Source organism: Planctobacterium marinum, assembly GCF_036322805.1.
GTDB lineage: Bacteria > Pseudomonadota > Gammaproteobacteria > Enterobacterales > Alteromonadaceae > Planctobacterium > Planctobacterium marinum_A.
This window is the reverse complement of record NZ_AP027272.1, coordinates 2,625,513-2,651,835: the sequence shown is the minus strand read 5'-3', so window position 1 is coordinate 2,651,835 and position 26,323 is coordinate 2,625,513. Positions and strand designations below refer to the sequence as shown.

General features: G+C 45.0%; 23 protein-coding genes. 10 read left to right on the top strand and 13 right to left on the bottom strand.

Annotated features, from left to right (window positions below):
• The first annotated feature begins 282 nt into the window (after window positions 1–282).
• Window positions 283–2,304 (top strand): HAMP domain-containing methyl-accepting chemotaxis protein, encoded by a 2,022-nt coding sequence (locus AABA75_RS11885; protein ID WP_338292821.1) that lies wholly within the window; start codon window positions 283–285, stop codon window positions 2,302–2,304.
• Window positions 2,305–2,366: 62 nt separating this feature from the next.
• Here the strand turns inward: AABA75_RS11885 and fldA are convergent, their stop codons facing one another.
• From fldA to AABA75_RS11870, 3 genes are all read right to left on the bottom strand, one after another.
• Window positions 2,367–2,891, bottom strand: coding sequence for a flavodoxin FldA (gene fldA / locus AABA75_RS11880; RefSeq protein ID WP_338292820.1), 525 nt, complete (start codon window positions 2,889–2,891; stop codon window positions 2,367–2,369).
• Between the two features lie 81 nt (window positions 2,892–2,972).
• On the bottom strand, window positions 2,973–3,182 hold the full coding sequence (locus tag AABA75_RS11875; protein WP_338292819.1) for a DUF2788 domain-containing protein: 210 nt from the start codon (window positions 3,180–3,182) through the stop codon (window positions 2,973–2,975).
• A gap of 108 nt (window positions 3,183–3,290) precedes the next feature.
• The gene (locus AABA75_RS11870) at window positions 3,291–4,061 is read right to left on the bottom strand and encodes an alpha/beta fold hydrolase (RefSeq protein ID WP_338292818.1); all 771 of its coding nucleotides are present in this window, start codon (window positions 4,059–4,061) and stop codon (window positions 3,291–3,293) included.
• A 212-nt stretch (window positions 4,062–4,273) separates the two neighbouring features.
• On the opposite strand from AABA75_RS11870, the gene pgm reads away from it, so the two are divergent.
• The 6 genes from pgm to AABA75_RS11840 all read left to right on the top strand — a co-directional run bounded on the left by pgm (window position 4,274) and on the right by AABA75_RS11840 (window position 12,083).
• Complete coding sequence (pgm, locus tag AABA75_RS11865) at window positions 4,274–5,926, top strand: phosphoglucomutase (alpha-D-glucose-1,6-bisphosphate-dependent) (RefSeq protein WP_338292817.1); 1,653 nt, start codon at window positions 4,274–4,276, stop codon at window positions 5,924–5,926.
• A 319-nt stretch (window positions 5,927–6,245) separates the two neighbouring features.
• Entirely contained in the window at window positions 6,246–8,690 is a 2,445-nt protein-coding gene (locus tag AABA75_RS11860; RefSeq protein WP_425325575.1) for a glycogen/starch/alpha-glucan phosphorylase, read from the top strand.
• Between the two features lie 180 nt (window positions 8,691–8,870).
• Complete coding sequence (locus AABA75_RS11855; protein WP_338292815.1) at window positions 8,871–10,184, top strand: putative bifunctional diguanylate cyclase/phosphodiesterase; 1,314 nt, start codon at window positions 8,871–8,873, stop codon at window positions 10,182–10,184.
• Window positions 10,185–10,294: 110 nt separating this feature from the next.
• Entirely contained in the window at window positions 10,295–11,335 is a 1,041-nt protein-coding gene (astE, locus tag AABA75_RS11850) for a succinylglutamate desuccinylase (RefSeq protein WP_338292814.1), read from the top strand.
• On the top strand, window positions 11,336–11,749 hold the full coding sequence (locus AABA75_RS11845) for an HIT domain-containing protein (RefSeq protein WP_338292813.1): 414 nt from the start codon (window positions 11,336–11,338) through the stop codon (window positions 11,747–11,749). It abuts the gene before it with no gap.
• A gap of 1 nt (window position 11,750) precedes the next feature.
• On the top strand, window positions 11,751–12,083 hold the full coding sequence (locus tag AABA75_RS11840) for a heavy metal-binding domain-containing protein (RefSeq protein ID WP_338292812.1): 333 nt from the start codon (window positions 11,751–11,753) through the stop codon (window positions 12,081–12,083).
• Between the two features lie 4 nt (window positions 12,084–12,087).
• Here AABA75_RS11840 and AABA75_RS11835 read toward each other — a convergent pair whose 3' ends face one another.
• The gene (locus AABA75_RS11835; RefSeq protein WP_338292811.1) at window positions 12,088–12,951 is read right to left on the bottom strand and encodes a prolyl hydroxylase family protein; all 864 of its coding nucleotides are present in this window, start codon (window positions 12,949–12,951) and stop codon (window positions 12,088–12,090) included.
• Between the two features lie 89 nt (window positions 12,952–13,040).
• Between AABA75_RS11835 and AABA75_RS11830 the strand changes: the two genes are divergently transcribed.
• From AABA75_RS11830 to AABA75_RS11820, 3 genes are all read left to right on the top strand, one after another.
• Complete coding sequence (locus AABA75_RS11830; RefSeq protein WP_338292810.1) at window positions 13,041–13,565, top strand: hypothetical protein; 525 nt, start codon at window positions 13,041–13,043, stop codon at window positions 13,563–13,565.
• 123 nt (window positions 13,566–13,688) lie between these two features.
• Window positions 13,689–14,231: a hypothetical protein gene (locus tag AABA75_RS11825; protein WP_338292809.1), complete on the top strand. Its 543-nt coding sequence runs from the start codon at window positions 13,689–13,691 to the stop codon at window positions 14,229–14,231.
• An 8-nt stretch (window positions 14,232–14,239) separates the two neighbouring features.
• Window positions 14,240–15,058: a DUF2189 domain-containing protein gene (locus AABA75_RS11820; protein ID WP_338292808.1), complete on the top strand. Its 819-nt coding sequence runs from the start codon at window positions 14,240–14,242 to the stop codon at window positions 15,056–15,058.
• 672 nt (window positions 15,059–15,730) lie between these two features.
• Here the strand turns inward: AABA75_RS11820 and AABA75_RS11815 are convergent.
• The 9 genes from AABA75_RS11815 to AABA75_RS11775 form a co-directional block, all read right to left on the bottom strand.
• Entirely contained in the window at window positions 15,731–16,144 is a 414-nt protein-coding gene (locus AABA75_RS11815; RefSeq protein ID WP_338292807.1) for a hypothetical protein, read from the bottom strand.
• Window positions 16,145–16,157: 13 nt separating this feature from the next.
• Window positions 16,158–17,051, bottom strand: coding sequence for a LysR family transcriptional regulator (locus tag AABA75_RS11810; RefSeq protein WP_338292806.1), 894 nt, complete (start codon window positions 17,049–17,051; stop codon window positions 16,158–16,160).
• 88 nt (window positions 17,052–17,139) lie between these two features.
• Window positions 17,140–18,372, bottom strand: a complete 1,233-nt coding sequence (locus AABA75_RS11805; RefSeq protein ID WP_338292805.1) for a porin — start codon at window positions 18,370–18,372, stop codon at window positions 17,140–17,142.
• A gap of 91 nt (window positions 18,373–18,463) precedes the next feature.
• A complete protein-coding gene (locus AABA75_RS11800) occupies window positions 18,464–19,117 on the bottom strand; it encodes a methylamine utilization protein (RefSeq protein ID WP_338292804.1) in 654 nt (217 codons plus the stop codon).
• A gap of 4 nt (window positions 19,118–19,121) precedes the next feature.
• On the bottom strand, window positions 19,122–20,771 hold the full coding sequence (locus AABA75_RS11795; RefSeq protein WP_338292803.1) for a methyl-accepting chemotaxis protein: 1,650 nt from the start codon (window positions 20,769–20,771) through the stop codon (window positions 19,122–19,124).
• Window positions 20,772–20,991: 220 nt separating this feature from the next.
• Window positions 20,992–21,894 (bottom strand): hydroxymethylglutaryl-CoA lyase, encoded by a 903-nt coding sequence (locus AABA75_RS11790; RefSeq protein ID WP_338292802.1) that lies wholly within the window; start codon window positions 21,892–21,894, stop codon window positions 20,992–20,994.
• Complete coding sequence (locus AABA75_RS11785; protein WP_338292801.1) at window positions 21,894–23,888, bottom strand: acetyl/propionyl/methylcrotonyl-CoA carboxylase subunit alpha; 1,995 nt, start codon at window positions 23,886–23,888, stop codon at window positions 21,894–21,896. Before AABA75_RS11785 ends, AABA75_RS11790 begins: the two co-directional genes overlap by 1 nt.
• Window positions 23,889–23,890: 2 nt before the next feature.
• Complete coding sequence (locus AABA75_RS11780; RefSeq protein WP_338292800.1) at window positions 23,891–24,679, bottom strand: enoyl-CoA hydratase/isomerase family protein; 789 nt, start codon at window positions 24,677–24,679, stop codon at window positions 23,891–23,893.
• Window positions 24,680–24,688: 9 nt separating this feature from the next.
• Window positions 24,689–26,311 (bottom strand): carboxyl transferase domain-containing protein, encoded by a 1,623-nt coding sequence (locus AABA75_RS11775; protein WP_338292799.1) that lies wholly within the window; start codon window positions 26,309–26,311, stop codon window positions 24,689–24,691.
• Window positions 26,312–26,323 lie beyond the last annotated feature (12 nt).

Here is a 26,323-nt window from a genome sequence, read left to right as displayed (position 1 = left end):
TCTCAATTTGACGACATTATAAGTGACTTGCACGAGATTAAAAGGGGGATATTCAGAATAAAAATATTGGCTATTTGTTAAAAACAAGTTAACTGGTTGTACCACATGGCGTTATACTGAGCTAGAATTAAGTGAGTAAGCTAGAAAAATCATAGATTTAAAGCCAGTGCATTGACCCCAATTTATATACTGGTTTTGGAAATTAAGGCTATAGTAAATATGGCCGATATGATATCTAAGCGATTGACTGCCAATTAGAAAAATAATGAGGCAATAAAAATTATGCGTTTTACAGTAGTAGCAAAAACGATTCTCGGATTCATATTGCTGGGATTCGTGTTGTTCATCACAAATGTGATGTCCTACGTCGGGCTGTCTGATATCAGAGAGTCGTCTGAGTCTGTGATTAATGAAAAAATGCCTTTGCAGAGCCAGGTGTTAAAGATTCAGACACAGCTTTTAAATCTGGGTAAGGCCTCATTGCGTGGTTATTACATGGATAACCTGTCCGCACTTAACACTAACAAAAGTGAATTTGATAATCTTCTCAGTGAATTTGAAGGCACATTGCGCTCTTTAGAACAGATGTCTATTGAAACCAACCAACGTCAGTACCTCAGTGAAGGTAAACGTTCAGTAGAGTTGTACTTACAAAACGCAAAGACCATGTATCTGGAGAGGCAGTCTTATCTCAATCAACGCAACAGCATCGCTAGCTATATGGAGAAAGTGTCATTAGCGGTAGATGATACCAGTGCACCTTTACTGGATTTGGCCTACATGCCCGGTGCGGACACCGATGATGATCTTAAAAGCCTGGCGGGGGCAGGTAACAACATTGATACCTTACTAATTACCTTGTTGAACTCTACCAATGAACTTGTCTCCACAGAAGATGCTAAAGTATCTGGCGATATTGTTAGTAGCATGGAGTTCTCCATGAGCAATATCGAAGAAGCGGATCAATTTGTGACGCGTCTTGCAGAGTCTGTAGAAACAGATGGTCTAGTGGATGATTATAAAGAGCAGTTAAGTAAATTAAAGCCGTTAATATTTGGCAGCAATGGCGTTGTTGCTATGCACAATTACAAGCTGGATAAACTGGCGTCAGCTCGACAAGCGAATACTGCCGCTGACTCTTACGTAGACCAAGGCCTGGAGAGTTTTAAAACACTGTTCGACAAGGTTAATGACAGCACCTTAGATGGGCAAAATGAAATCCTGAATATCATCGAAACCAACATAACCATAGGCGTAGTAATTATGCTGTTGGGCACCGGCCTGGCGGTGGGAACCGGCATAGTGGTATACAAGAGTATTTCTGGACCTATCAGTCGTATATCACGCAGCCTCAAGGTTATCAGCTCTGGCGATCTCACCCTCAAAGCCGACGCTTCCAGCAACTGCGAGTTCGGTGATTTGTCCAAACAAGTTAACCTGTTATCTGAGAATCTTCACGAGTTGGTTGTGCACATACTGGAACAGCAAGAGGGTTTGAATGCCGCTACGGCGCAAACTGTGGAGTTGGGCCATCAGGCACTGGAAAAGGTGGATAAACAAAGAGAACAAATCCATCTCACCGCTGAAAGCACTGAATTGGTCAGACACAGCAGTCAGAATAACGTTGAGCAAATTCGCCATGGTATGGAGAAACTCAATGATGTTGCCCGGCAGTCAAACCAGGCAACCGGTTTAGCCGCAGAAGGCGAGAAACAAATCCAGCAACAGGCAACTCAGGCAGATTATTCCAGCGAAGTTATTTCTAATCTGGCGGAAAACAGTCGCAATATAGGCGGTATTCTTGACGTAATCAAAAGTATCGCTGAACAAACCAATTTACTGGCCTTGAATGCGGCTATCGAAGCTGCCAGGGCGGGTGAGCAAGGCCGTGGTTTTGCGGTAGTAGCAGATGAAGTACGTACTTTGGCCACTAAAACTCAAAACTCCACTCAGGAAATCGAAACCATGATCGGCAGTTTACAATCGGATGCCGACAAAGCGGTACGCACCATCGAAGAAGGTAAAGCGCTATCCGACAAGAGTGTTGAGATGATCCGGGAAGTTAACACCAAGGTGTCACAAATCACAGAGATCATCGAAGAGCTGTCGGATGTAAACAATCGCATTGTGAAAGACTCGGGTGAGCAGGACAGGGTACTTAACGACGTATCCAAGCGACTCAATACCATAGTGGATTTGGCTGATAACAGTGCAGCCCTAACTGAGCAATCTAATACGGCAACCGACGAAGTAAATTGCTTGATGGCGCAACTAAAAGAAGCGGTAACTAAGTTTAAAGTTTAATAAAGGTTTTAACTGATAAGAGAAAGGGAGCTGCTGCTCCCTTTTTTGAACAATAGTTAATGTTATGCCAATTCAGACAAACACATCTCTTCAAAGATCTGTTTTGACCAGGCTTTAACGCGCTCTTCAGTGAGTTCAGGTTGGCGATCCTCATCAATTCCCAAGCCGACAAAGTGGTTGTCATCTACCAGGCCTTTGGAGGCTTCGAAGTCGTAACCTTCAGAAGACCAATGCCCTACAATAATGGCGCCTTTGGTTTCGACGATATCGCGTACCATGCCCATGGCATCCAGAAAGTACTCAGCATAATCTTCTTGATCACCACAACCAAAAATACCCACAAGTTTATCGTTAAAATCGATTTCTTCTAATTCAGGGAAAAAGTCATCCCAGTCGCATTGGGCTTCACCGTAGTACCATGTGGGGATACCGAACAGCAGAAAATCGTATTTCTCGATATCTTCTTTGGTGCTCTTGGCGATGTCATGAATATCAATGATATCCTTACCAATCTCTTTCTGAATCATTTTGGCCACGTGTTCCGTGTTACCAGTGTCACTACCGAAAAATAGTCCGACGATTGCCATTAGTTTTACATCTCGCTTTAAAGAATGCTGCCTGAGTTCCTCAGGCGGGTTACAACTACAAATTGAATTGGCCTGGATTTATCAGGCGCTGAAAAATACTTGAATGATGCCTTTGGCTAAAAAGCCTACACAGCCAAAAAACAATACTGAGTAAACTACGATACGACCGCCCATTGGGATCTCGTTTTTCTTCAGTACATCGTGTACGGCAAAACCCATTAACAGGAATAAACCACTGAGTGCCAAGTACATTATTATGGTTTCTATTTGTTCGTAATATTCACTTAGCATGGGTTAGTTTAATTTTGACATCATAATTTGGCGCGCACTATAGCACAGGCTGCATATGTTGTTAATTGGCCCGCCAACTTTCATTGATGTTAATCAATATTATTGTCATCACTGACACTCTTCTAAGAAGCGCGACACAATGCCGGCAAATACCACTGGCTTTTCTGCGTGTAACCAGTGTCCAACCCCATTGATTATTCGAGCCTCCGCAATGGGAAACAGGGCACTAATGGCAGATTGATGTTCTCGGGTAATGTAGTCGCTATTACCGCCTTTGATAAACAAGGTGCGTCCAGCATAATTTTTATCCGAGCTAATCGCTTGTGACAACAGGTGATAATCTCGAATTAATAATTCCAGATTAAAACGCCAGGCAAACTTTCCGTTTTCCAGTTTCGCCAGGCTTTTTAATAAAAACTGACGCACCCCGGCTTCCTGAACAAACTCGGCCATGGCTTTATCTGCCTGCTGGCGACTGCTTATCTCTTCAGGTTTAAAGCTTTGCAAGGCGTTAAATACGTTTTGGTGTCTGGGAGAGTAGGAAACAGGCGCAATATCAGCCACTATCAGATTCTTTACCAATGCTGGATATTGAAGCGCAATTTGCATTGCCACCTTACCGCCTAATGAGTGTCCCAAGAGGTTAACCTGCTGTAAATCGATAGACTTTAAGGTTTCAACCACGCTATCAGCATATAATGAAAAACTAAATTGTTCTGTTTGTGCTGAGCGGCCATGGTCTGGCAGATCTATGCTGATGATCTGGTATTCGTCTTCCAACTGCCGGGCAATGACTCCCAGGTTTTCAAGGCTGCCGAATAAACCATGTAGTAGTACGATGGGTTCGCCTTGGCCTTTTATCTCGTAATTTAAAATCATAATGTTTTTATCAGGTCTTATCTCTGAAATTTCATTGAAATGTGTGGTTAATCGGGTAATTTAACAAGTACAAAAATATTGGTATATGCTACTTACGGTTAGTTTGTTGGCATTTAAGCCAAAATTCAGTGTCTGTAGTCGAGGTTATCGACCAGTAACTGATATCCCTGCGATCAGAGTTTCATCTATTTTTTAAAACAGGATATTTTGATATGGCACTTCACCCAGAGGCCGGCAAACCGGCATCCAGAGAACAATTGGTCAATGTTCCCCGCTTAATGAGCAGTTATTACAGTGCTCACCCTGATATCAGCGATGCCACACAAATGGTGTCCTTCGGTACTTCGGGCCACAGGGGCAGTTCGCTGAGTGCAACTTTTACTGAAACCCACATTGCAGCCATTAGTCAGGCACTGGCAGAGTTTCGCAAGAATCAGGGCACAAGTGGTCCGATGTTCATTGGTATGGATACTCATGCACTATCTGAAGCTGCTTTTGTTACTGCGGTTGAGGTACTAGTGGCCAATGGGGTAACCGTTGTGGCACAACAGGGCAGGGGCTATACCCCAACCCCAGTTATTTCTCACGCTATTTTGTGTTTTAACGAGGGCAGAGTCTCCGGACTTGGAGATGGCATTGTGATCACGCCATCTCACAATCCACCAGAGGACGGTGGATTTAAATACAACCCACCTAATGGCGGCCCGGCTGATAGCGATGTTACTGATATTATTCAAGCGCGCGCCAATCAGATAATTGAGGCGGGCAGTAAAGATGTTAAGCGAGTGTCTTTTCAGCAGGCACTCAATAGTGAATATTATTCTGAGCAAGATTTTAAACAAAATTATATTGAGCAATTAGATCAGGTTATCGATATGCAAGCGATAGCTGATGCTGGCTTAAAACTGGGTACTGATCCGTTGGGCGGTGCAGGTCTGGGCTACTGGGATGTCATTGCTGAGCGCTATGGCCTTAATATCGATGTAGTGAATCCCAATGTGGACCCCACGTTTTCTTTCATGACGCGGGACAAAGATGGCAAGTTGCGCATGGATTGCTCTTCGCCTTACGCTATGGCAGGTCTGATTGGTTTAAAAGACAAATACGACTTGGCGTTTGGCAACGATCCGGATTTTGACCGCCACGGTATCGTTACCCCATCTGTGGGATTAATGAATCCCAACCACTATCTGGCGGTAGCCATTAACTACCTATATCAAAACCGCCCTGAATGGCCTTCCTCGTTGCAGATAGGCAAAACCCTGGTTTCTAGTTCAATGATCGATCGGGTTGCCAAAAATCTGGGTAAAGGTGTGGCAGAAATGCCTGTAGGCTTTAAATGGTTTGTACAGGGCATGCTCAGCTCTGAATTGGGATTTGCGGGAGAGGAAAGTGCCGGGGGCATTTTCTTGCGCCGCAACGGTAAAACCTGGGCCACCGATAAAGATGGCATCATTTTGTGTTTGCTTGGTGCTGAGATTCTTGCCAAAACCAACAAAGATCCGGGCGAGCATTATCAATCTCTAACGCAACAGTTTGGTGCGCCTTCGTATAAACGCATCGATGTGGCGGCAACACCGGCTCAAAAATCAGCGTTAAAATCTTTAAGTGCCGAAAACGTTTCGTCCAGTGAATTGGCGGGTGAAACGATTAAGCAAATTCAGACCCATGCTCCGGGTAACAACGCAGCAATAGGTGGGGTGAAAGTCAGTACTGAAAATGGTTGGTTTGCTGCAAGACCTTCAGGTACCGAAAATATCTATAAAATTTATGCTGAAAGTTTCAATGGTGAGGCGCACTTGGAGCAGTTGTTAGGCGAAGCACAAAATCTGGTGGATGAGGTGTTCAAAAATAAAAATTGTTAACTAATTAAATCTAAAATGTTAATAGCTTGTTAAAAAGTGCGTTAAAAAGTTGTTGCCCTTGTTTTTGTGTTGAAAAAATAACAAAAAAATAACATTCTGGCACTTAAAATTCGGGCGTAAACGTGGTTAACTCTGCATTATATGTAATTTAATTACAAAATGGTGTAGAGTTTTTTCATTTTTACGGCGAAAAAATCTACTGCTGTTTGATATTAGCGAGGCTAAAATTATGGCAACCCGATCTACAACAAAAAAGACGAATACACGCAAAACTTCAGCGGCTAAAACGGTTAAGCCCGCTGCGAGTAACAGCAATTCAATGCAGTTTGACAAAGAAACGTTAAAGCAATCAATCGTAAGACATTTACATTGCACTTTAGGCACCGACGAAAATAAAGCGAATAATCACGCATGGTGGAAGGCGGTATGCGCTGCCATCAATGAGCAGGTACTCGAACGCCTGAGAATGACCCAGAAAACCCATTACTTTAATGATACTCGTGCAGTACATTATTTTTCTGCAGAGTTCTTAATGGGGCGTTTGCTGTCCAACAACATGCACAACTTGGGGTTGTTTGAAAATACTGATAAAGCGCTTCAGGAGTTGGGCATCAGCTTGACGGATATCATGGAAGAAGAGCCAGATATGGCTCTGGGCAATGGCGGATTAGGGCGTCTTGCGGCCTGTTATATCGATTCACTTGCCACCTTAGAAATGCCGGCTATTGGTTATGGTTTGCATTACGAACACGGTTTATTCCGTCAGGAAATTCAAAACGGTGCACAAATCGAGCGTCCAGATAGCTGGCGTGACTATGGTAATCCTTGGGAAATTTGCCGTCCTGAATCTATTCAGGAAATTCCGCTCTATGGTTATGTAGAAACCAAGTACGGTGAAAATGGTAAGATCCAAAAAGAATGGCACCCGGGTTCTATCGTGAAAGGCTTACCTTGGGATATCCCGGTTGTAGGTTATGAGGGTAAAACCGTTAACGTATTGAGATTATGGCAGAGCCAGTCATCTGACTATTTTAACTGGGATGTTTTTAATGCCGGTGGTTATGTAGACTCTCACTCTGAGACCGTTCAAGCGGAAACGATTTCAAAAGTACTGTATCCGAATGATGAAACCGAAGCGGGTAAAGAGCTGCGCCTTATTCAGCAATATTTCTTCTGTGCCTGCTCATTAAAGGATATTGTGCGTCGTTACAAGCGTGCGCACGGGGATGACTGGAGCCGTTTCCCTGAGCAAGTGGTTATTCAATTAAACGATACCCATCCCGCTATCGCCATCCCTGAATTAATGCGTATTTTGGTGGACAGAGCTGAAATGTCTTGGGACGATGCATGGGCAATTACCACTAAAGTATTTGCTTATACAAACCACACACTGCTTCCTGAAGCATTGGAAAAATGGCCAGCCAAAATGATTGAAAAGATCTTGCCTCGCTATCTGGAAATCATTTACGAAATTAATCACCGCTTCATGAAAGAAGTGGACGCAAAATGGCCCGGTAAAACAGACGTTAAGTCCAAACTATCTATTATCGAAGAAGGTAATGAGAAAATGGTGCGCATGGGCCATTTGAGTGTGATTGGTTCGTTTGCTGTTAACGGTGTTGCCGAAATTCACTCTAAGCTGGTGAAAGCCAATTTATTCCCAGAGTTTGACGAAATGTGGCCGGGTAAATTCACTAATGTGACCAACGGTATTACGCCGAGACGTTGGTTAAAAGCCTGTAACCCTGAGTTATCTGCACTTATTGATAGTAAAATCGGTACTGATTGGCCAGTGCACCTGGATAAGCTGACTGGGCTGACCAAGCTGGCGAAAGATAAGAAATTCCAGGACGAGTTTATGGCCATCAAACGCCGTAATAAAGTAGCGTTAGCAGAAGAGGTTCTGCGTTTAACGGGAGAGACTATCGATCCCGATGCGATTTTCGATATCCAGATCAAACGTTTGCACGAGTACAAACGTCAGCATCTGAATTTGTTACACATCATGGCTTTATATCGTCGTCTATTGGAAAATCCTGATTACGATATGCATCCCAGAGTCTTTATTTTTGGTGCCAAAGCGGCTCCCGGGTATAAGCTTGCCAAAGATATTATTTATGCCATCAACAAGGTTGCTGAGCGCATCAATTCTGACAATCGCGTAAACAGTAAGTTAAAAGTGGTTTTCTTGCCTAACTATCGTGTGTCACTGGCGGAGAAAATGATCCCGGCAGCAGATGTGTCTGAACAGATTTCGACTGCAGGTAAAGAAGCGTCAGGTACGGGGAATATGAAGCTTTCGTTGAATGGGGCCTTAACCATCGGCACAATGGATGGTGCGAACATCGAAATTGCTGAAGAGGTTGGTGAAGAGAATATTTTCATTTTCGGCTTAACCGTGGATGAAGTTAACGCATTGCGTGAAAAGGGCTACAATCCTCACGACCATTACTACCAAAACGCAGAGATCAAAGCAGTGTTGGACTGGATGGACACTGATTACTTTACGCCAGGCAAACCCGGTGAGTTGTCTTCAATCAAACGCAGTTTGCTGGATCACGGTGATTCCTATTTGGCGTTGGCAGATTATGAGTCTTATTCAGAGGCGCACAAGCAAGTTGATGCAGCGTATCGAGATAAAGCTGGCTGGGCAGAGAAAGCCATCATCAATACAGCCAATATGGGTAAATTTAACTCAGACAGGTCTATCCGTGATTATGTCAGTAAGATCTGGAAATTAGAGAGCTGCAAGGTTAATTCCTGATTTAAAACATGGAGTTAAATTTGTGAAATCTGATGATTTCATTTCACCCGGATCCGGGTTTAGTGAAAACATAATGTAATCTTTACAGTTTCAAGCCCTGATTATTCCATCAGGGCTTTTTTTTTGTGCAAAAAAACGCTAAATTGCGCTCTGAGATTGTGTGAGGTTTAGTCGTACTCTATGAGCGTTATTCATAACGTACTTGCTGAAATCCCGAGTCGATATGCGTTTTTGCAAAAAGTGCAAAACCTGATTGACCAGGATGGGCAGGTATCGTTGTTCATTATTGATGTTGTCCGGTTTTCCGACGTATCTACCAGCTTTGGTTATAAGGCAGGTGATTATATACTGGCGGAAATAGTCAGGCGTATTCAGTCAATTTTTGCATTTGATGCTGAAGTGGGCAGGGTCAGTGGTGACATTTTTGGTCTGGTTTTTCCCGGACAACACAGAGCAACGCAACTCAACAGTTTTTACACTCGTCTTAACGAACACTTTAAAGCGCCGATTCACATAGGCGATCACGCCTTTATTGCTGACTTCAATGTCGGTGCGGTCTCCAACCCAACTGATAATCGCGATGTTAATCGCCTTTTCTCTGGCGCTGAAACCGCGTTAAAACAAGCCAAGAGTAATAAGTACGATAACTTCTCTATTGTTACCCTAGAGCACCGCCGTCACTCAGGAGGCCGGGCGTCAGCCCTTAAAGCCGACTTAAAACGCGCTTTCGCCCATGATGAATTAGAGCTTTATTTCCAGCCCAAAATCGATTTGAATAGCTTACAAATCACAGGGGCAGAGTGTTTGTTGCGCTGGAACCATCCACTTGATGGCATGTTGTTCCCCGGCGCACTTATCGATGCCGCCGAGTCCTATAACATGATGAATGAACTAGGTTATTGGGCGCTGCGTAAAGCCTTCGATAGTTTATTGTATTTACAGGCTGCGGGTTTTGATATCAATTTGGCCGTAAACGTTTCACCGACACAGCTATACGACGATAAATTTGTGCATCGCTTAAAACAGTATAGCGATAACATGTGCGTCGATTTAAGTCGCATTGAGCTGGAGCTTACTGAAGATGCGGCTATGTCCAATTCACTGATGGTGAATAAACAGTTGGCGGCTGCTAAACGATTGGGGGCCAAGATCGCTATTGATGATTTCGGAAAAGGTTATTCTAATCTGGCCTACATACGGGATCTGGATATCGATACTATCAAGATTGATAAAACCTTTATTATGCAGCTGCTGGAGAACCCGGTTAACAAAGCCATTGTAGAAGCCACCAAGGTCATTGCCGATTCACTTTCCTGTAATGTGGTAGCTGAAGGCATTGAAGAATTGCAGCACCTGCATATTCTTCGCCAGTTGGGAATCAATTCAGGGCAGGGCTATTTGTTCTCACAAGCCATTCCCATGGCAGATTTTATCGAGCTACTCAATACCGATATCAGCGTTGGTGGCTCTTATGCATTTGAAGCACGTAAATAACATTCCTTTTCTGTTTCTCTGAAGTCACAGCCTCCATTCGCTTAAAATCACCTGCTACATCCTGTATCATTAAGTATTCAGACCCTACAAATTAGAATTAAAATCTCTATATGTCCGATACAATAACCAGATTATTAGCTGAAGGTGATTTCTTACATCTTTCCCGAAACGAACCGGCCTTATTTGCAACACCGTTACAATTTTCTTTGAGCAACAATACCCAGGTGAGTGTGTTGTCCGAAGGGGTAATTCAGTTTGAGCCAGAGAATTCTGGCGATAAAGATATTATTTATTCTTGCGGTGTTCACGGAAACGAAACCGCGCCCATCGAAATTTGTGATGATTTGGTGCGAGCTATTCTCACCGGCGAATTAACACTAGCTCACCGCTTATTGGTGATTTTCGGCAACCTTCCTGCGATGGATATCGGTGAGCGATTCGTAGAAGAGAATATGAATCGTCTGTTCGATGGTGAGCATGCTAATCCTGATATTGCAGAAAATCAGGAGAGAAAACGAGCGCGTCATTTAGAAGATGTTGTATCAGTGTTCTTCACTTCACAAGGTGAAGGTCGTAAGCGTTATCACTATGACTTACACACTGCAATTCGGGATTCTAAAAACGAAAAGTTTGCAGTCTATCCCTTTACCCATGGTCGTCCTCGTAAACCTGAACAACTTGTATTTATGAAGGAGTGTGGTGTATCTACGATAATGCTTTCTGAGTCGCCAACAACGACCTTTAGCTACCATAGTAATAAGCATTTTGAAGCGGATGCCTTTACAGTTGAACTGGGAAAGGTGAGACCTTTTGGTGAGAACGACATGTCACGTTTTGAGCAGGCTCGCGATATGTTAACTCGTTGGGCTTGTGAACCTGAGGTTGCTCTACCTGAGTTCAATCCTGATGACTTTTTAATTTATCGCGTGAATCAGATCATCAATCGTACTCAGGAAGACTTTACGCTGCATTTTGCCGACGACACACCTAATTTTAGTGATTATGCACAAGGTACTTTATTAGCTTCTGAGCCGGGCGCAGAATATTTTGCACAGCAAGATGGCGAGGCCATTGTGTTTCCTAATGCCAAGGTGGCGCTTGGCCAGCGAGCTTTACTTACGGTAGTACCCACGTCGCTTGAGGAGAGTTAATTGCAAAATTTCACACTACACAAACAGTTGCAGCAAGATTGTATTTTTGTTTGTGATTTGCCATTGTGCCGGGTCTTGCTGATGAATGAATCAAGGTATCCTTGGTTTATATTGGTGCCCAAAGTTAATGGACTGACTGAGCTAATGCAATTATCTGATAGCGATGCACGTCAGTATTGGTACGAATCAGCTCTGATGCAGCGATTTTTGCAGACTGAGCTCAATGCCCACAAGATAAACGTAGCTGCGTTGGGCAATGTGGTTCCTCAGCTGCATATCCATCATATTGCGCGTTTTCGCGATGATGAAGCCTGGCCAGCACCCGTTTGGGGGAAATTCTCTGCCAATGCTTATGGCGAAACCCAGATTAGCCAGCTAATATCTAGCTTCAATGAATTTAAGGAGATAAATTAGGATGATAGTAACAACGACACACGAGCTGCAGGGTTACGAAGTTGACCACTATTATGGCATTGTCGTTGGCGAAGCCGTGATGGGGGCCAATTTGTTCAAGGATATGTTCGCTGCGGTAAGAGACATCGTAGGCGGACGCAGCGGTGCCTATGAAGACGTGCTGACCAAAGCACGTAAAATCGCCTTCTCAGAAATTGAAGCCGAGGCCCGAGCTTGTGGCGCTAACGCGGTAATAGGTATCGATATTGATTATCAAATTGTAGGAGATAAGGGCAGCATGTTGATGGTAAGCATTGCCGGAACTGCTGTTAAAGCCCACAAAGCCAAACCTTAGCGTTTTACAACGGCTTGGCTCTGAACCAGGCCGTTAATATATATTTTGTTCCCTTCTTCACTGGTAATCCCTGGTGATAAGTTTCACTATTTACCTCGCCATTAACCTGTAGGTTATTCCAGATGCAAGCTGAGCCTGTTGCTGGTTTAATTTGCTGCTTAATATTGGTAAAAAGGGTTTCACCTCCCTCGAAATCTTCGTTTAAATAAACCAGACAGGTCCAGGTACGTTGACCTTGGCTACCTATACTTTCCTTATAACCCGGATGCGCTTTGTCAAACCAGTCCGCGTGATTTTGATAAGCTTGTCCTGGTTGGTAACATTGGATTTGCAAAGGTTCGCAAAATCTGGGATCAATACCTAATAGTGCACCGAAACTTCTTTGCAGTTTTTTTTCAACATCGGCGGCAATATCTCGCACTAACGCAGTTGTTGAGCTGCGACCTGAATCTTGAACAGCGTATTTTTGACCCACCACTTCTGATGGCGAAAAAAAACGTCGTGAGCGAATAATAAGCTGTTCGCACAGTTTGGCTTCTACTACCTGAGGTACCTTGAATATTTGCACATCAGACACTGGTAATTGAAAGCGCTTTTGCTCTGTAGTCAGACGAATATTAGCAAAAGAAAAATAGTGGCTGGCCTCATTAAACACAGCGCTTTGCTCGGGGCTTAAGATTTCTGGTAGCTGCTCAATCGCAGCTGTATTGGCCACAGGTTGATAGCCATCGAGAAGCAGATCAATCATGGATTGTGCGAAATCGCGCTTTAGTAAATAAAAATAAAGCTGCTGTTTGCTTATCCCCTGTTTTAATTGTTGCTCAATCCATTGTTGTAATTTTGCGGTAGCCTGTTGGAAATCTGACATAAAAGGTTACGAAGTAGGTTTTGCTTATTTTTTGCCTTCTTGCTTATATCCTGCTTATATTTTGTTATGTGTCAATGTGAATCGACAATATGGCTTTACCATTGTTATGGCTGGGTGCCGCTGCCGCAGCCACTTTAGCTGGAATTAAATACAGCAATAAAATTTCTCAGCATCGGGGATATGTAGATGTTTTACCGGGCGAATCCTCGCTTTCGGTAAAACCTTTGGACGGCGCTGTTGTGTGTTGTGAAGTTTATGGCGTACTGGATCACACTGGCATTTGGTTCGACGATGGTGTCATAGAACTCAATGGCAATGGCCTGATCCGCAGTATTAGTGCTGAACGCTTTCTAGCGGACCGCTCCGGAGAAGAAATTTTTATCGCTTGTGACACATTCGGTCATCCATTGATTGCAGAGCATACCCACACTCGAGCTGTCAGCCATCTTTATCAATACCGTGATTACGATTTACTGAATAACAATTGCCATCGTTTTGTCTGGCAAGCGGTAAGTGGGGTAGATGAACCTATCAATCGGTTCGGCGATCTTAATCAGCACCTGAGCCTTTTACATCAATCAAGTCTTTCCTGGCTTAAAATGTCCACCAATTGATCAAAACTTGACCTGTAACAAGTTTTTGCCCCGGTAATTACGCTATAACTGAACCAACTGCTAAACTTAATAGTACAAAAAATAGTCAATAAAGACGTTTTTTACTGTTAGGAGGGTGATGTTATGCAACATCAATTTCTGCTGAATAATTTAACCCATTCTGATCAGCTGCAGGCAGGGCTAATGGCCACCGGCATCAAAGAGAATGATATTCATTTTGTTACAGAGACCAATCAGGATTATGCAGGGCATAAAGTTCACGAGGCATCAATCTTTGAGGAGCGAGACATTATCCATAGCGCCGTGAGGTTTGGCCTCGTTGGGCTTAGCTTAGGCATCGTCACTAGTGTGATACTTTTTGTGTTACAGCCGTGGGGTTGGCAATTTGGCACCGTCAATGCCTTATTTATGTTGGCCTTGTGCACTGGGTTTGGAGGTTGGATTGGTGGCCTGTCTGGGATAAGTCACCGCAATTATCGACTCAGCAAATATGAAAATGAGCTGAAAAATGGCAAAGCTATCATGCTTGTATATACTGATGATGAGCATGCTGAAAAAGCGAGACAAATTGTGCAACAGACTGATACCTATTCTCGCTATCTCGGCAAAGATACGACGTTTGATAATCCGTTGAAAAATCAAAAACTAGAAGAATTGGAAGATTAGGAGAATATATGTCGCATAAATTTGAGGAACAACCCCATAACGCGATCACCGATAGTAAGATTGCACGTGTCATACCTTGTAAAGAGCTGGACCTCGGCGACCCATTAAAATGGATACGCTTGGGGTTAAGAGACATGTTAAAGGCACCGCATATTACAGCGCTTTTCGGATTGTTATTTGCGTTAGTTCCATGGCTTATTTATTACCTGGTGGTGCAAACAGGGTGGCATCTGGTGATTTTGCCCGCCTTAGTTTGTTTTATGTTAATAGGCCCGTTTTTAGCGGCAGGCTTATATGATGTTTCCTGGGAACTGGAAAAAAATCACGTTCCCAGTATCTGGCACAGTATCAAGGCTATTACTCGCAATGCAGTAAATGAATGGGCTTTTGGTATATTACTGATGGTACTAATGATCTTCTGGTTGCGGGTTGCGGCTTTAATTCACGCGCTCTATCCGCCTTATCTGGATGATAACTTTGAGAATCTATTGCCGTTTCTGGCGGTAGGAACCATCGTAGGAGCCGGATTTACGCTATTGGTATTCTTTATTAGTGCGTTCACGCAGCCTATATTAATGGAGCGAAAAGTTGACTTGGCAACCGCGGTAATGACCAGCATGAACGCGGTTTGGGTAAACAAGAAAGTGATGCTGATTTGGGGCGGCTTTATTTTTGCCTGCGTAGCTTTCGGCTTTGTGGTGGGTATTACCCTCGATTACATACTCGGGTTTGGTAGCTTTTTGTTTACTATGCCACTAATTGGTTATGCTTCCTGGCATGCCTACATCGATACTATCGAAACCAAGCGCGGTAGAAAGTTTGAATAACGTTTTCTGAAATTATCAAGGCGGCACTTAGCCGCCTTTTTTGTGCCTGTCGCGAGTCTCAATTTCGTAAGAGCGCTTATCTCACCTTTTACTGAGCGATGGTCAGTAAAGTGATGCTTTTGTCCGTGCTAAATGAGTACCGTTGTCCCAATCTCTACAGTCGTTGGCTTAATTGTGAAAGCCTGAAAACTCATTTTTGACTAACCTTTATCCCGTACTCGACGAAAATGGGTGTACTGGAAGTGCAATACAGGTTTGAGGATTAAACCATCGCATACCATTAACAGGGAGTGTTTATTCAGACGGGAGCGGGTTGTTAGCTTTGACGCTACTATCTGAAAAGTCGTTGTGTACAAGGAAAGAACTGGAGAAGCAAAAGGAATAAGCTTATCCGGGGAACAAGCTGGAAGCAGGCTAAGGTTTTGACACAGGAATGTGTTGATGTTGCTCTCAAGGATGAGACAAAGCCGCAATTTAGTTTTTATCTACAGGGAATTTAGATAGCCACTAAATGATGCCAGGCAGCCCAATAGGAGTTGCCGTTAACATGGATTAGTCAGTGACAGGGAGTATCGCAATGGAGCAGGAGCATCTGTGCGTAACTGACGAGAGGCGAGTGTTGTTGTGTGTCAGTCCGGGGCTGTCACACAACACTCTTTATTCTGCCGGACGTTACTGTGTATTATTACTTACAGCTTGGCTGAAATAACTATCAACACTGATCTGACTGTCGTTAACCAATCTCTGATAGCAGATGCCTGCAAAGGCATAAGAGTGAGTGCCGTACTCCAACAAAAGTAGAGGGGTATCAGGATTAGAGTCGTCATAACTCCATTCTCCGCCTACGGTTTTTTTGAAAACTTCACCTACGTATGCTCCATAAATGTTACACAGTGTAAACACTGCTTTGTCTTCAAGTGCCTGGTCGCGGTATTTATTGATCCACTTTAAGATAACTTCATCCACAACGGCAATACTGTCTATGGAACCGTCAAGCTCAAGGCCAAATTCCTCACGGGTGGTGATCACCGCATTTCTGGCACTGTCTAGCATCAGCTCATCAAGTTCTTCGCGTGTCATTGACATATCTCTTTCCGGATTATTGTTCTAATTCTCGTTTGGCTAAGATCATATCGCTTAACATCTTAGTGCCAGGCCCCATTCTATCTGAATGCGGATTAACAAGCGACATGGTAATTGAGCGAAAACTGCTTCCCTGGATATTCAGTTTCACTAATTCACCGCTTGCAAGGTATTTTTCGACATTGTGCACAGGCAACCAACAAAAACCTAATCCCTGGCGCAAGAATTTTATCGCGGTTTCGAATTGACTTACCGTCCAGCGCTGCTCTGCTTTGAGCCAACCTTGTCTCTCGACTGGGGCTTTAGCAGTGTCTTTAATAACGATTTGCAAATGTTGCACAAGTTCGTTGGGATCGATAGGTTGATCTTTATGAGCCAACGGATTGTCGGGGTGGGTGACGGGTACAAACTTTACGTTCAATATCGGTTCACTCAATACGCCTTTTGGGATTGAAGCTGTTAAAGCGATATCCGCCCAGCCTTCATTAATTAATTCTTCGGTGCCGGTGAGGACAGTATCAATAATATTAAGTCGGCTACCTCGGCAAGAGGGATAAAACTCCATCAAAATAGGCGTCAGGAATTGGTCTGGGAAGGCCAGCTCAACGGCGATATTAATTTCTGGCTCCCAAGACTGGTTAATACTCTTGGCAAGCTCTTCCAGGTCCTCAACATTTTTGCTCAAAAGACGTGAACGACGTAACATGACTTCGCCGGCTTTGGTGAGGTAGGCTTTTCTGCCTCGAACCTCAAGTAACTGAACATCCAGTTGGGATTGCAGCTTGGCCACGGCATGATTGAGGGAAGACTGACTTTTATTTAGCACTTTCGCGGCGTGGGCGTAACCCCCATAATCCACGACAGCTTGTAAAATGCGCCATTGCTCGAGAGTCGTTTTAGAGCGATACATGAGAATGTTCGATTTTTGTGATTATCTGAATCTAATACTATTCATATCATTCTATTTATGTAAAGCAATTTCTGGCACTAGAAGTTATTTAGAATCGATATTGTGCAACACCTGTTAACTGAGTTTGGCTCAACCTTGGTTGAGTTGCAGAAAATTGCGCGCGACTGGCTTGCCACGACTCACTTAATACCAGCTCGCTGCCCAACTGCCAATGGCTATTGAGATTATAGCGGTAGGTTGCTGTCAATCCCCAACCGTGCCCATTGTTGTCATCTTCAGGAATTAGACTGTCTTTATCAATCGTATTAAATTTTTCAAAACGCAGTGCCGCGTTGTGTTCTTTATCTCGATAGGCAATCATAGCGTACCAACTATTGAAGCCAACCAGCACGGCACCGGGACCCATCGCCGTTCTGCCATGCATACCTTGCATGATTAAACGCCAATTTTTATCGAAGCGATATTGCCAGGCGAGGGAGTGGAATATGGTATGCCATGCATATTGTCCCCCTCTGGCCAATACGGTTTCATCAGCGTTGTTGTTGAAATAATAGTATTTCAACCGGGACTGCCTTTGATAATCCCAATGTAACCCTACCTGATAACCCCAGCGGCCGTCGATTTCCCGATAAGGCTCAACCCAATTAGCTTGTGGTTCAAGGGCTTGTCCGGGACCGATGGACGGGTAATCCGCGAAAAAGACTCGTTCATTAATGATACTTTGTTTGTCGTGTAAGCCCCAACCCCGCCACGCCAGTAGGGTACCGGCTGGATCATTACCTTTATATACCGCACCTGTGAGAGCAAAGGTGTGGGGACTGCGATTGTGGAAACGGCCGGGCCGGGTTACTTTAAATTCGCCACCTATGGTGCGCACTTCCTCCCCAATCCAACTACTGATGGCTGAGTTGGTATACGTAAAAGGCGATAACCAGCCCATTTCAGGGTTTTCAAAGCCCATCTCCGGATAAAACATTCCGGCGCGAAATTGCCAACGGTATTTACTGGACCAGATGGGTTTGTATTTTATGTATGCTTGAGTGGGGCCTGCGTGAGTTTCAGGTGTGTGGGTGAAATTAAGCACGGTATGCCATGATACAAAATCGGTAAGGTCACCGGATAAATCTAAAACCGCTTGGTTTAATTGTAAGCGACTGTCATCGTCAAAACGCAGAATATTGGTACCGGCATCCAGAAAGCTCACTTCTTCATCGGTACTGATGGCATAGCTTGCTTGTAAAAGCCCTCGCACTTTAAGTGCTTCACCATGGCTGATAGCACTGTAAAAAACTAACGCGGATAACAACAAGAGTTTTTTCATTTTTATGTGCCTACGCTAATCAGGTATCTCAAGGTCATTGATTTAGGGTTTTTATTGCAACCTAATGGAACGTTGCGCCTGCGCTTAAAGATCAATAATCGTCAAAGTCATCAAAGTCCGAGGCTTCATCATAAGCGGGTAAAAGCGCAGACTTTAAAATAATATCTACCTGGCCATAAGGTGCCTGTATTAAGCCGCCAGAATGGGCTTCTTCTGAGCTAACTCTTGGGTGCCATAGTTGCCAACTAAAAGTTTCATTGTCGGGTAACTCAATGGAGACTAATCCATCTGCGTCAGTTTGTCCGAACCAGGGAGTATCTACAACATACACATAAGCTTGCATCCAGTCGTGGATGTTGCAGCCGATGTTGATAGCACCTGTGCTGGTCATTTGAGGGCCATGCTCGGTTGCACCTGCTTCAACAGTTAAATCAAACTGCTGTAATTCAGACAAGGAGTAAACCTGGTGCTTAATTGAATCCTCGTTGGGGAAGTGCACTTTGTGTCCCTGTTGTACTGCTACGACGTGAGGATTGAACTGTTTATTACTTTGGGTCATCTGTGCTACAGGTGCGGCTGCTGTTGCTGCTGCTTTTATGGCACCCTCAGACGTAGGAGTAAGGCTGATGATGGCATCAGCAAGAGGGTTGTTATCTTTATCTACTACTGAAAATGAAATGTTGGCTGCCCAACAATGGCTGATACTGAATAACAGCAGTATCAGAGAGCGTATAAACAGAGGCATGAACTCACTCAACTTTAAATCGATTCAACAAAGTTTGCATGTCTCTGGCAAGTGATAACAAGGCGACGACCTCTTTAAGCGTGTCCTGAGAATGCGCGTCGGATTCAACTGCCATGGATTTTAAGTTTTCTATATTGCGATTAATTTCTTCAGCGGTTACAGATTGCTCTTCTACCGCACTGGCAACGGTCATGTTCATACCAGAAATCAAATCAACGGCAGTTGTGATCTCTTGTAAAGCCTGACCGGACAATATGGCTTTTTCATCCAAAATTTTTGAATTATTTAACGATTCTTCCATTACCGATACGGCTTGTGCACTCTCAACACTGAGTTGCTCGATATTTTCCCGAATTTGTTTGGTAAGTTCTGAAGTGCGCTTCGCCAGGTTTCGAACTTCTTCTGCCACCACGGCAAATCCGCGCCCTTGCTCTCCGGCGCGGGCAGCTTCAATTGCGGCGTTAAGAGCCAATAAATTGGTTTGGTCGGCTATCTCGCTTATGGTATCTGTCACGCTTGAGATGGATTGAGTTCGAACATCCAATTGTTTAACCACGTCTGAGGTGTTGGCAATGTTGGATGTGATTTCGTTGATAGTGGAGACAGATTCGTTAACCACGCTGTGACCTTTGATGGCCAACTGATTAGCCTCTTCCGTCGCTTCAGAAGCATTCGCCGCGTTTTTAGCAACATCGGTCACTGCCATACTCATCTGGCTCATGGAGCCAGCGACACCATCGCTGACATTCTGCTGCTTTGATGTTGCCTCATGTAGCTTATTCATTTTTTCGCCGACAAATTCCATGGAGGCCATAAAACTATCCATAGCGTTTTTCACCTGCTTGAGAATATCTGCTTGATTACTGGCAAAGCGGTTGAATGCGATAGCGGTTTCACCAATCTCATCACAGCGGTCTTCTTCCAGTCGTTGGGTTAAGTCACCATCACCGGACGATATTTGTTTGAGGCGGTCAGTCAGCACTTTGAGTGGCTGTGCCAATAGCTGAATGGCCATTAAAGTCATCAAAGTGCCAAAGATGAAGGCACCGACAGTCACGAATAAGATCAGAGAAGCGGAGTAGGTGACGTTAGATTCCGCTTGTTCTACCACTTGCTGACTGTCTTGCTCAACAATGTCAGTTATTTGATCTATCACGTCATGCATTTCGGCGAACTTCTGTGAAGCGTCTTGCAAACTGATGCGTGACGCTTCCCGGCGTTCTTCCCGGCCGTTATTTTCCCTCAGAGTAACTACTTTGAAGGTGAGAGCCTGCCACTCTCGGTTTAAACGGTCATAGTCAGACATAAGTCCATGAATACGAGGATCATCGATAGCCAGCCTGAATTGCTGAAATTTTTGTTGGGCTTCTTCTATGTTGAGCTTGTGATAGTTCACCAGATTGCGAAATTGTGGAGAGGTAGCATTGACAAAAATCAAGCTTCTTTCAGCGGAAATGGCGCGATATAAATTAGCATCAGCAGCTAGTATTAGATTAGAGGCGGTGAAGTATTTATTGGCGATAATATCGACATCATTAGCCAGTTTTTGCTGGGTCCAGAAAGCCACTACAATCACCAGCGACATGGAGACGAAGAAGGAACCCGTTAATAACCAGAGTTTGTTTTTAATAGACAGATTCAAAAACCAGTGCATGCCACCTTCCTGCAACTTTTTCTAAACAGCTTCCCGCTAAGTTTAACTTAGTTTTCTGATACTGCTTTTGGATATTGTTTAAAACAAAGACTGCGGGTAGAAATAATTTCTGTCAACTAAAAGAAAATAATCACCCGTTAAATGGGTTAAGTTGGAAAGGATTAGAGGAATAGGGCAGCAAACACGTGGTTTACTGCCGAACAATAAAAAGAGCTGAAATTTACCCTTTGGCCAGCATGGCATTGGCCACTTTGGAGTTATTACTGCGCTTGAGCGCTTTAGTAATCTTGTCGCCTGTTTGCACCAGTGACTCCAGATTGATTCCTGTTTCAATGCCCATACCGTTCAGCATGTAGACCACATCTTCAGTCGCAACATTGCCTGAGGCACCTTTAGCGTAGGGGCAACCACCTAATCCTGCTACCGCAGAATCAATTACGTTAATGCCCATTTGTAGTGCCATCAAGATATTACTTAGAGCTTGACCGTAGGTATCATGAAAGTGCACTGCCAGTTTGTCTGTAGCAATATCCTGCATTACCGCATTCAGCATCTGCTTTGTTTTCAGCGGCGTGCCAACACCAATGGTATCGCCTAATGAAATTTCATAGCAGCCCATATCCAGCAGCTTTTTAGACACCATACGCACTGCTTCTGGCGCTATGTCGCCCTCGTAAGGGCAGCCCAGGACACAAGAAACATATCCGCGAACTTTTATACCTTGTTGCTGCGCTGCTTCCATTACAGGGGCAAACCGCTCGAGGCTCTCAGCGATGGTACAGTTGATGTTTTTTTGCGAAAAAGACTCAGACGCGGCACCAAAAATCGCTACCTCATCCGCACCTGCCGCTATTGCACCCTCAAAACCTTTTAGGTTTGGCGTTAGTGCTGAATAGGTGACACCAGGCTCACGGGATATTTGCTTGAAGACCTCGGCGGAGTCGGCCATTTTGGGTACCCATTTGGGGGACACAAAACTGCCGGTTTCTATGATTTTTAAGCCAGCATCGGCCAGACCATGCACCAGATTAATCTTATCCTGCAACAGGATATCGGATTTTTCATTTTGCAGGCCATCGCGAGGACCCACCTCCACTATGGTTGCACTTTTTGGTAATGCCATTATTGCGCTACCTCAAAAGCTAATAACTCGGCACCACCGTCCACCAGTTCGCCTTCCTGAAAGAAAAATTCAGTCACTTTGCCTTTGGCAGGTGCTTTAATGGTGTGCTCCATTTTCATGGCTTCCATAATTAGCAGCGGCGTATCTGCTTCCACTTCTTCATCAGCGGCAACCATCAGTTTAACCACAGTACCATTCATGGGCGCCGTTAAACCGCCTGCATCGTCCTGCATATCATCGATACCCAAATCCGGGACGTCTTCACTGAAGTGCAAAGCCGATTGTGCGGTATACAAAGACATATCGCTGCCGTGTACCACCAAGGAGGCACGCTGACGATGGCCATTGACATTGGCAATCAAGGCATTGCCTTCCAGAGTTCCTGACACCAACAAATCTTCGCCATCGATGTTCAGTTCAAACTGTTCTGCATCAACATGGGTAACGGTAACCGAGAATGATTCTCCTGCAACGGCTACAGCAACGGTTTGGGTATGATGCTCGTTAGCGCGCCAGGCATTGCTGTAGTGCCATGGAGAAGATAAGTCAGTGCTATTGGCCTGAGGCTGGCTTTGCTTTTTGTTAAGTAGTATGGCCAAAACCATCAGAGGTAAACACTGATTAAAATCGTGCTCACTGTTAACGAAAATTTTATCCTGATGCTTGTCGATAAAGCCGGTGTCCAGTTCCACATTGCGAAACGCATCAGTACTGGCAAGGTTGTACAAAAATGGCAGGTTAGTGGTCATGCCGTTAATGTGATAATCAGCGAGTGCAGTCGTTAAACGATTCAAGGCTTTGTTGCGATCTTCATCCCAAACAATCAACTTGGCGATCATCGGGTCGTAATAAACCGATACTTCATCACCCCGGCGCACCCCGGTATCCACGCGAACGTGGCGGTTTTCCAACGGCGCTTGCAAGTAGGTGAGTTGCCCGGTAACGGGTAAAAAGTCATTGTCCGGATCTTCGGCGTAAACCCGCGCTTCAAAGGCGTGGCCGTTTACTTTTAATTGCTCTTGAGAAAGTGGTAGAGGCTCACCAGCTGCCACATCTAATTGCCACTGCACCAGATCTTGTCCGGTGATCATTTCAGTGACCGGATGCTCCACCTGCAAACGGGTATTCATTTCCATGAAATAGAAGCTACCATCGACATCGTAGAGAAACTCAACCGTACCTGCGCCAACATAGTTGATGGCTTTCGCAGCTTTGAGCGCGGCTTCCCCCATGGCTTTGCGGATATCGTCGGATAAACCCGGAGCAGGTGCTTCTTCGATGACTTTTTGATGGCGACGCTGCACTGAGCAGTCCCGCTCAAACAAATAAACACCATTGCCGTGCTTGTCGCAAAATACCTGAATTTCCACGTGACGCGGTTGCGTCAGGTATTTTTCCACCAGCATGGTATCGTCACCAAAGCTGGAAATCGCTTCGCGTTTGGCGGCAGCAAGCGCACCAGCGAATTCATTTTCGGACCAGACTTGGCGCATACCCTTACCACCACCACCGGCAGCAGCTTTTAACAGCACAGGATAGCCCATGTCATCAGCGGCTTTTTTGATAATGGCTTCTGATTGGTCTTCGCCATGATAACCAGGTACAAGTGGGACACCGGCCTTTTCCATAATGGATTTTGCCGCGCTTTTACTGCCCATCGCTTCTATTGCGCTGGTAGGGGGGCCGACAAAGGTAATGTTGTTAGCTTCGCATAGGTCTGCAAACTTAGCGTTCTCAGACAAAAAGCCATAACCGGGATGCACTGCATCAGCACCCACTTCATTACACACATCAATGATGGTTTGTGCTTTTAAGTAACTGTCTTTGGCGGCAGGACCACCAATGTGCACGGCCTCATCCGCCATCTGCACATGCAGGGCATTGGCATCGGCATCAGAATAAACCGCAACGGTGGGTATACCCATTTTGCGCGCCGTTTTGATAACGCGACAACAAATCTCACCGCGGTTGGCAATTAATAATTTCTTAAACATGCTTAATCCTTGCGCCAGTTAGGTTTGCGCTTTTCAAGAAAGGCACTCAAGCCTTCCTGACCTTCCTCAGACACTCTGACGGTGGCAATACGCAGGCAGGTTTTTTCGATGACTTCTTCTTCACATGGCTGATTTTCTACATCAAAAATAAGCTGCTTCGCGGCGGCCACAGCTTGTGGACCGTTGCGCAGAATATTACTGAGCAAATCATCAATAGTGCTATCCAGCTCTTCTTCGGTGACGGTTTCGCTTACTAAACCTAAGCGACGTGCACGACGAGCGGAAAACACTTCAGCAGTCATAAAATAACGGCGGGCGACACGCTCACCGATAGCCGCAATCACATAAGGACTGATAGTGGCAGGAATGAGCCCTAAGCGAACTTCACTTAAACAGAACTTACTCAATTTACTGGCCACTGCCATATCACAGCAGGCCACCAAACCCACAGCTCCACCATAAGTCGCTCCCTGAACGCGGGCAATTGTGGGTTTAGGCATAGTGTTTAAGTGCCATAGCATATTAGCAAGCTTTTTGGCATCGGCGACATTTTCATCAAAGGAATAATCCGCCATGCGTTTCATCCAACTGGCATCGGCACCAGCACAGAAGCTCGGACCGTTGGCTTTTAACACCATGGCGCGGACCGACTTATCTTCACCAATGCGTTTAAATAACTGGGTTAGCTCAGCAATGATTTCATCATCAAAGGCGTTATGCTTTTCCGGTCGATTAAGGGTAACGGTGGCGACACCACGGTCATCAAGGTCATAAAGTACAGAGTCAGACATATTCACACCTTACATTCTAAAGACGCCGAATTGAGTTTCCTCAACGGGCTTATTCAGGGAGGCTGACAGGCTCAAACCTAACACAAAACGGGTGTCAGCAGGATCGATTACACCGTCGTCCCATAAACGGGCTGAGGCGTAGTAGGGGTGTCCCTGATGTTCATAATTGTCAATAATGGGCTGCTTAAAGGCTTGCTCTTCGTCTTGAGACCAGCTTTCACCGACACGTTCTTTTTGTTCTTTTTTCACCTGTGCCAGTACACCTGCGGCTTGTTCGCCACCCATAACCGATATGCGTGCATTCGGCCACATAAACAAGAAACGCGGATCGTAAGCACGACCACACATACCGTAGTTACCGGCACCAAAGCTGCCGCCGATAAGCACGGTAAATTTAGGCACATTGGCACACGCCACTGCGGTAACCATTTTGGCACCGTTTTTAGCGATACCGCCGGATTCATACTGTTTGCCCACCATAAAGCCGGTGATGTTTTGCAAAAATATCAGCGGGATCTTGCGTTGCGCACATAGCTCAATAAAGTGGGCACCTTTGAGTGCTGATTCAGAGAATAAGATACCGTTATTGGCCACAATACCTACCGGGTAGCCGAAGATGCGGGCAAATCCACACACCAGGGTAGTGCCATACAGCGCTTTAAATTCATCAAACTCAGAGCCATCCACGATGCGGGCGATGATTTCACGCACATCGTATGGCTGACGAGAATCTTTCGGGATAATGCCGTAGATTTCTTTGGCGTCGTACAGAGGCTCACGGGCTTCACGAATATCAATATTCGGTTGTTTCACTCGGTTTAAACGTGCTACTGAATCCCGCGCAATCTTTAACGCGTGGTGATCATTATTAGCCAGGTGATCCACTACACCCGAGGTGCGACAATGCACATCACCGCCGCCGAGTTCTTCAGCCGTTACCACTTCACCGGTAGCGGCTTTCACCAGAGGTGGTCCACCTAAAAAGATAGTACCTTGGTTTTTGACGATAATGGATTCATCTGCCATGGCAGGTACATAAGCACCACCGGCAGTACAAGACCCCATCACCACGGCGATTTGTGGAATGTTTTTCGCGGATAAATTAGCCTGGTTGTAAAAGATGCGTCCAAAGTGTTCGCGATCCGGGAATACATCGTCCTGACGGGGCAGGTTGGCACCGCCAGAGTCCACCAGATAAATACAAGGCAGGTTGTTTTGCTCAGCAATAGTTTGTGCCCGTAAGTGCTTTTTCACGGTAAGCGGATAATAGGTTCCGCCTTTTACCGTGGCATCGTTGGCGACAATCATACATTCCTGACCAGAAACACGGCCGATACCGGCAATGACGCCCGCTGCGGGTACATAATCTTCGTACACTTGCCAGGCGGCAAGTTGGGATATTTCTAAAAACGGCGAACCCGGATCTAACAGGGCGTTAATACGCTCTCTGGGCAATAACTTACCGCGGTCAGTGTGGCGCTTATTGGATTTTTCGCCGCCACCTTGTTTGATTTGGGCAATTTTGTCCTGCAAGTCTTTAACTTGTAGCGACATGTGCTCGGCATTTTCAGCAAACGCCGCGCTTTTCACATTAATTTTGCTTTGAATTGGATTACTTGCTTGTGTCGACACAGTTAACTCCGT

Bases quoted from the DNA above. Each gene is read 5' to 3' on its own strand.
- AABA75_RS11885 (WP_338292821.1), top strand. From the start codon at position 283: ATGCGTTTTACAGTAGTAGCAAAAACGATTCTCGGATTCATATTGCTG.
- fldA (WP_338292820.1), bottom strand. From the start codon at position 2,891: ATGGCAATCGTCGGACTATTTTTCGGTAGTGACACTGGTAACACGGAA.
- AABA75_RS11875 (WP_338292819.1), bottom strand. From the start codon at position 3,182: ATGCTAAGTGAATATTACGAACAAATAGAAACCATAATAATGTACTTG.
- AABA75_RS11870 (WP_338292818.1), bottom strand. From the start codon at position 4,061: ATGATTTTAAATTACGAGATAAAAGGCCAAGGCGAACCCATCGTACTA.
- pgm (WP_338292817.1), top strand. From the start codon at position 4,274: ATGGCACTTCACCCAGAGGCCGGCAAACCGGCATCCAGAGAACAATTG.
- AABA75_RS11860 (WP_425325575.1), top strand. From the start codon at position 6,246: ATGCAGTTTGACAAAGAAACGTTAAAGCAATCAATCGTAAGACATTTA.
- AABA75_RS11855 (WP_338292815.1), top strand. From the start codon at position 8,871: ATGAGCGTTATTCATAACGTACTTGCTGAAATCCCGAGTCGATATGCG.
- astE (WP_338292814.1), top strand. From the start codon at position 10,295: ATGTCCGATACAATAACCAGATTATTAGCTGAAGGTGATTTCTTACAT.
- AABA75_RS11840 (WP_338292812.1), top strand. From the start codon at position 11,751: ATGATAGTAACAACGACACACGAGCTGCAGGGTTACGAAGTTGACCAC.
- AABA75_RS11835 (WP_338292811.1), bottom strand. From the start codon at position 12,951: ATGTCAGATTTCCAACAGGCTACCGCAAAATTACAACAATGGATTGAG.
- AABA75_RS11830 (WP_338292810.1), top strand. From the start codon at position 13,041: ATGGCTTTACCATTGTTATGGCTGGGTGCCGCTGCCGCAGCCACTTTA.
- AABA75_RS11825 (WP_338292809.1), top strand. From the start codon at position 13,689: ATGCAACATCAATTTCTGCTGAATAATTTAACCCATTCTGATCAGCTG.
- AABA75_RS11820 (WP_338292808.1), top strand. From the start codon at position 14,240: ATGTCGCATAAATTTGAGGAACAACCCCATAACGCGATCACCGATAGT.
- AABA75_RS11815 (WP_338292807.1), bottom strand. From the start codon at position 16,144: ATGTCAATGACACGCGAAGAACTTGATGAGCTGATGCTAGACAGTGCC.
- AABA75_RS11810 (WP_338292806.1), bottom strand. From the start codon at position 17,051: ATGTATCGCTCTAAAACGACTCTCGAGCAATGGCGCATTTTACAAGCT.
- AABA75_RS11805 (WP_338292805.1), bottom strand. From the start codon at position 18,372: ATGAAAAAACTCTTGTTGTTATCCGCGTTAGTTTTTTACAGTGCTATC.
- AABA75_RS11800 (WP_338292804.1), bottom strand. From the start codon at position 19,117: ATGCCTCTGTTTATACGCTCTCTGATACTGCTGTTATTCAGTATCAGC.
- AABA75_RS11795 (WP_338292803.1), bottom strand. From the start codon at position 20,771: ATGCACTGGTTTTTGAATCTGTCTATTAAAAACAAACTCTGGTTATTA.
- AABA75_RS11790 (WP_338292802.1), bottom strand. From the start codon at position 21,894: ATGGCATTACCAAAAAGTGCAACCATAGTGGAGGTGGGTCCTCGCGAT.
- AABA75_RS11785 (WP_338292801.1), bottom strand. From the start codon at position 23,888: ATGTTTAAGAAATTATTAATTGCCAACCGCGGTGAGATTTGTTGTCGC.
- AABA75_RS11780 (WP_338292800.1), bottom strand. From the start codon at position 24,679: ATGTCTGACTCTGTACTTTATGACCTTGATGACCGTGGTGTCGCCACC.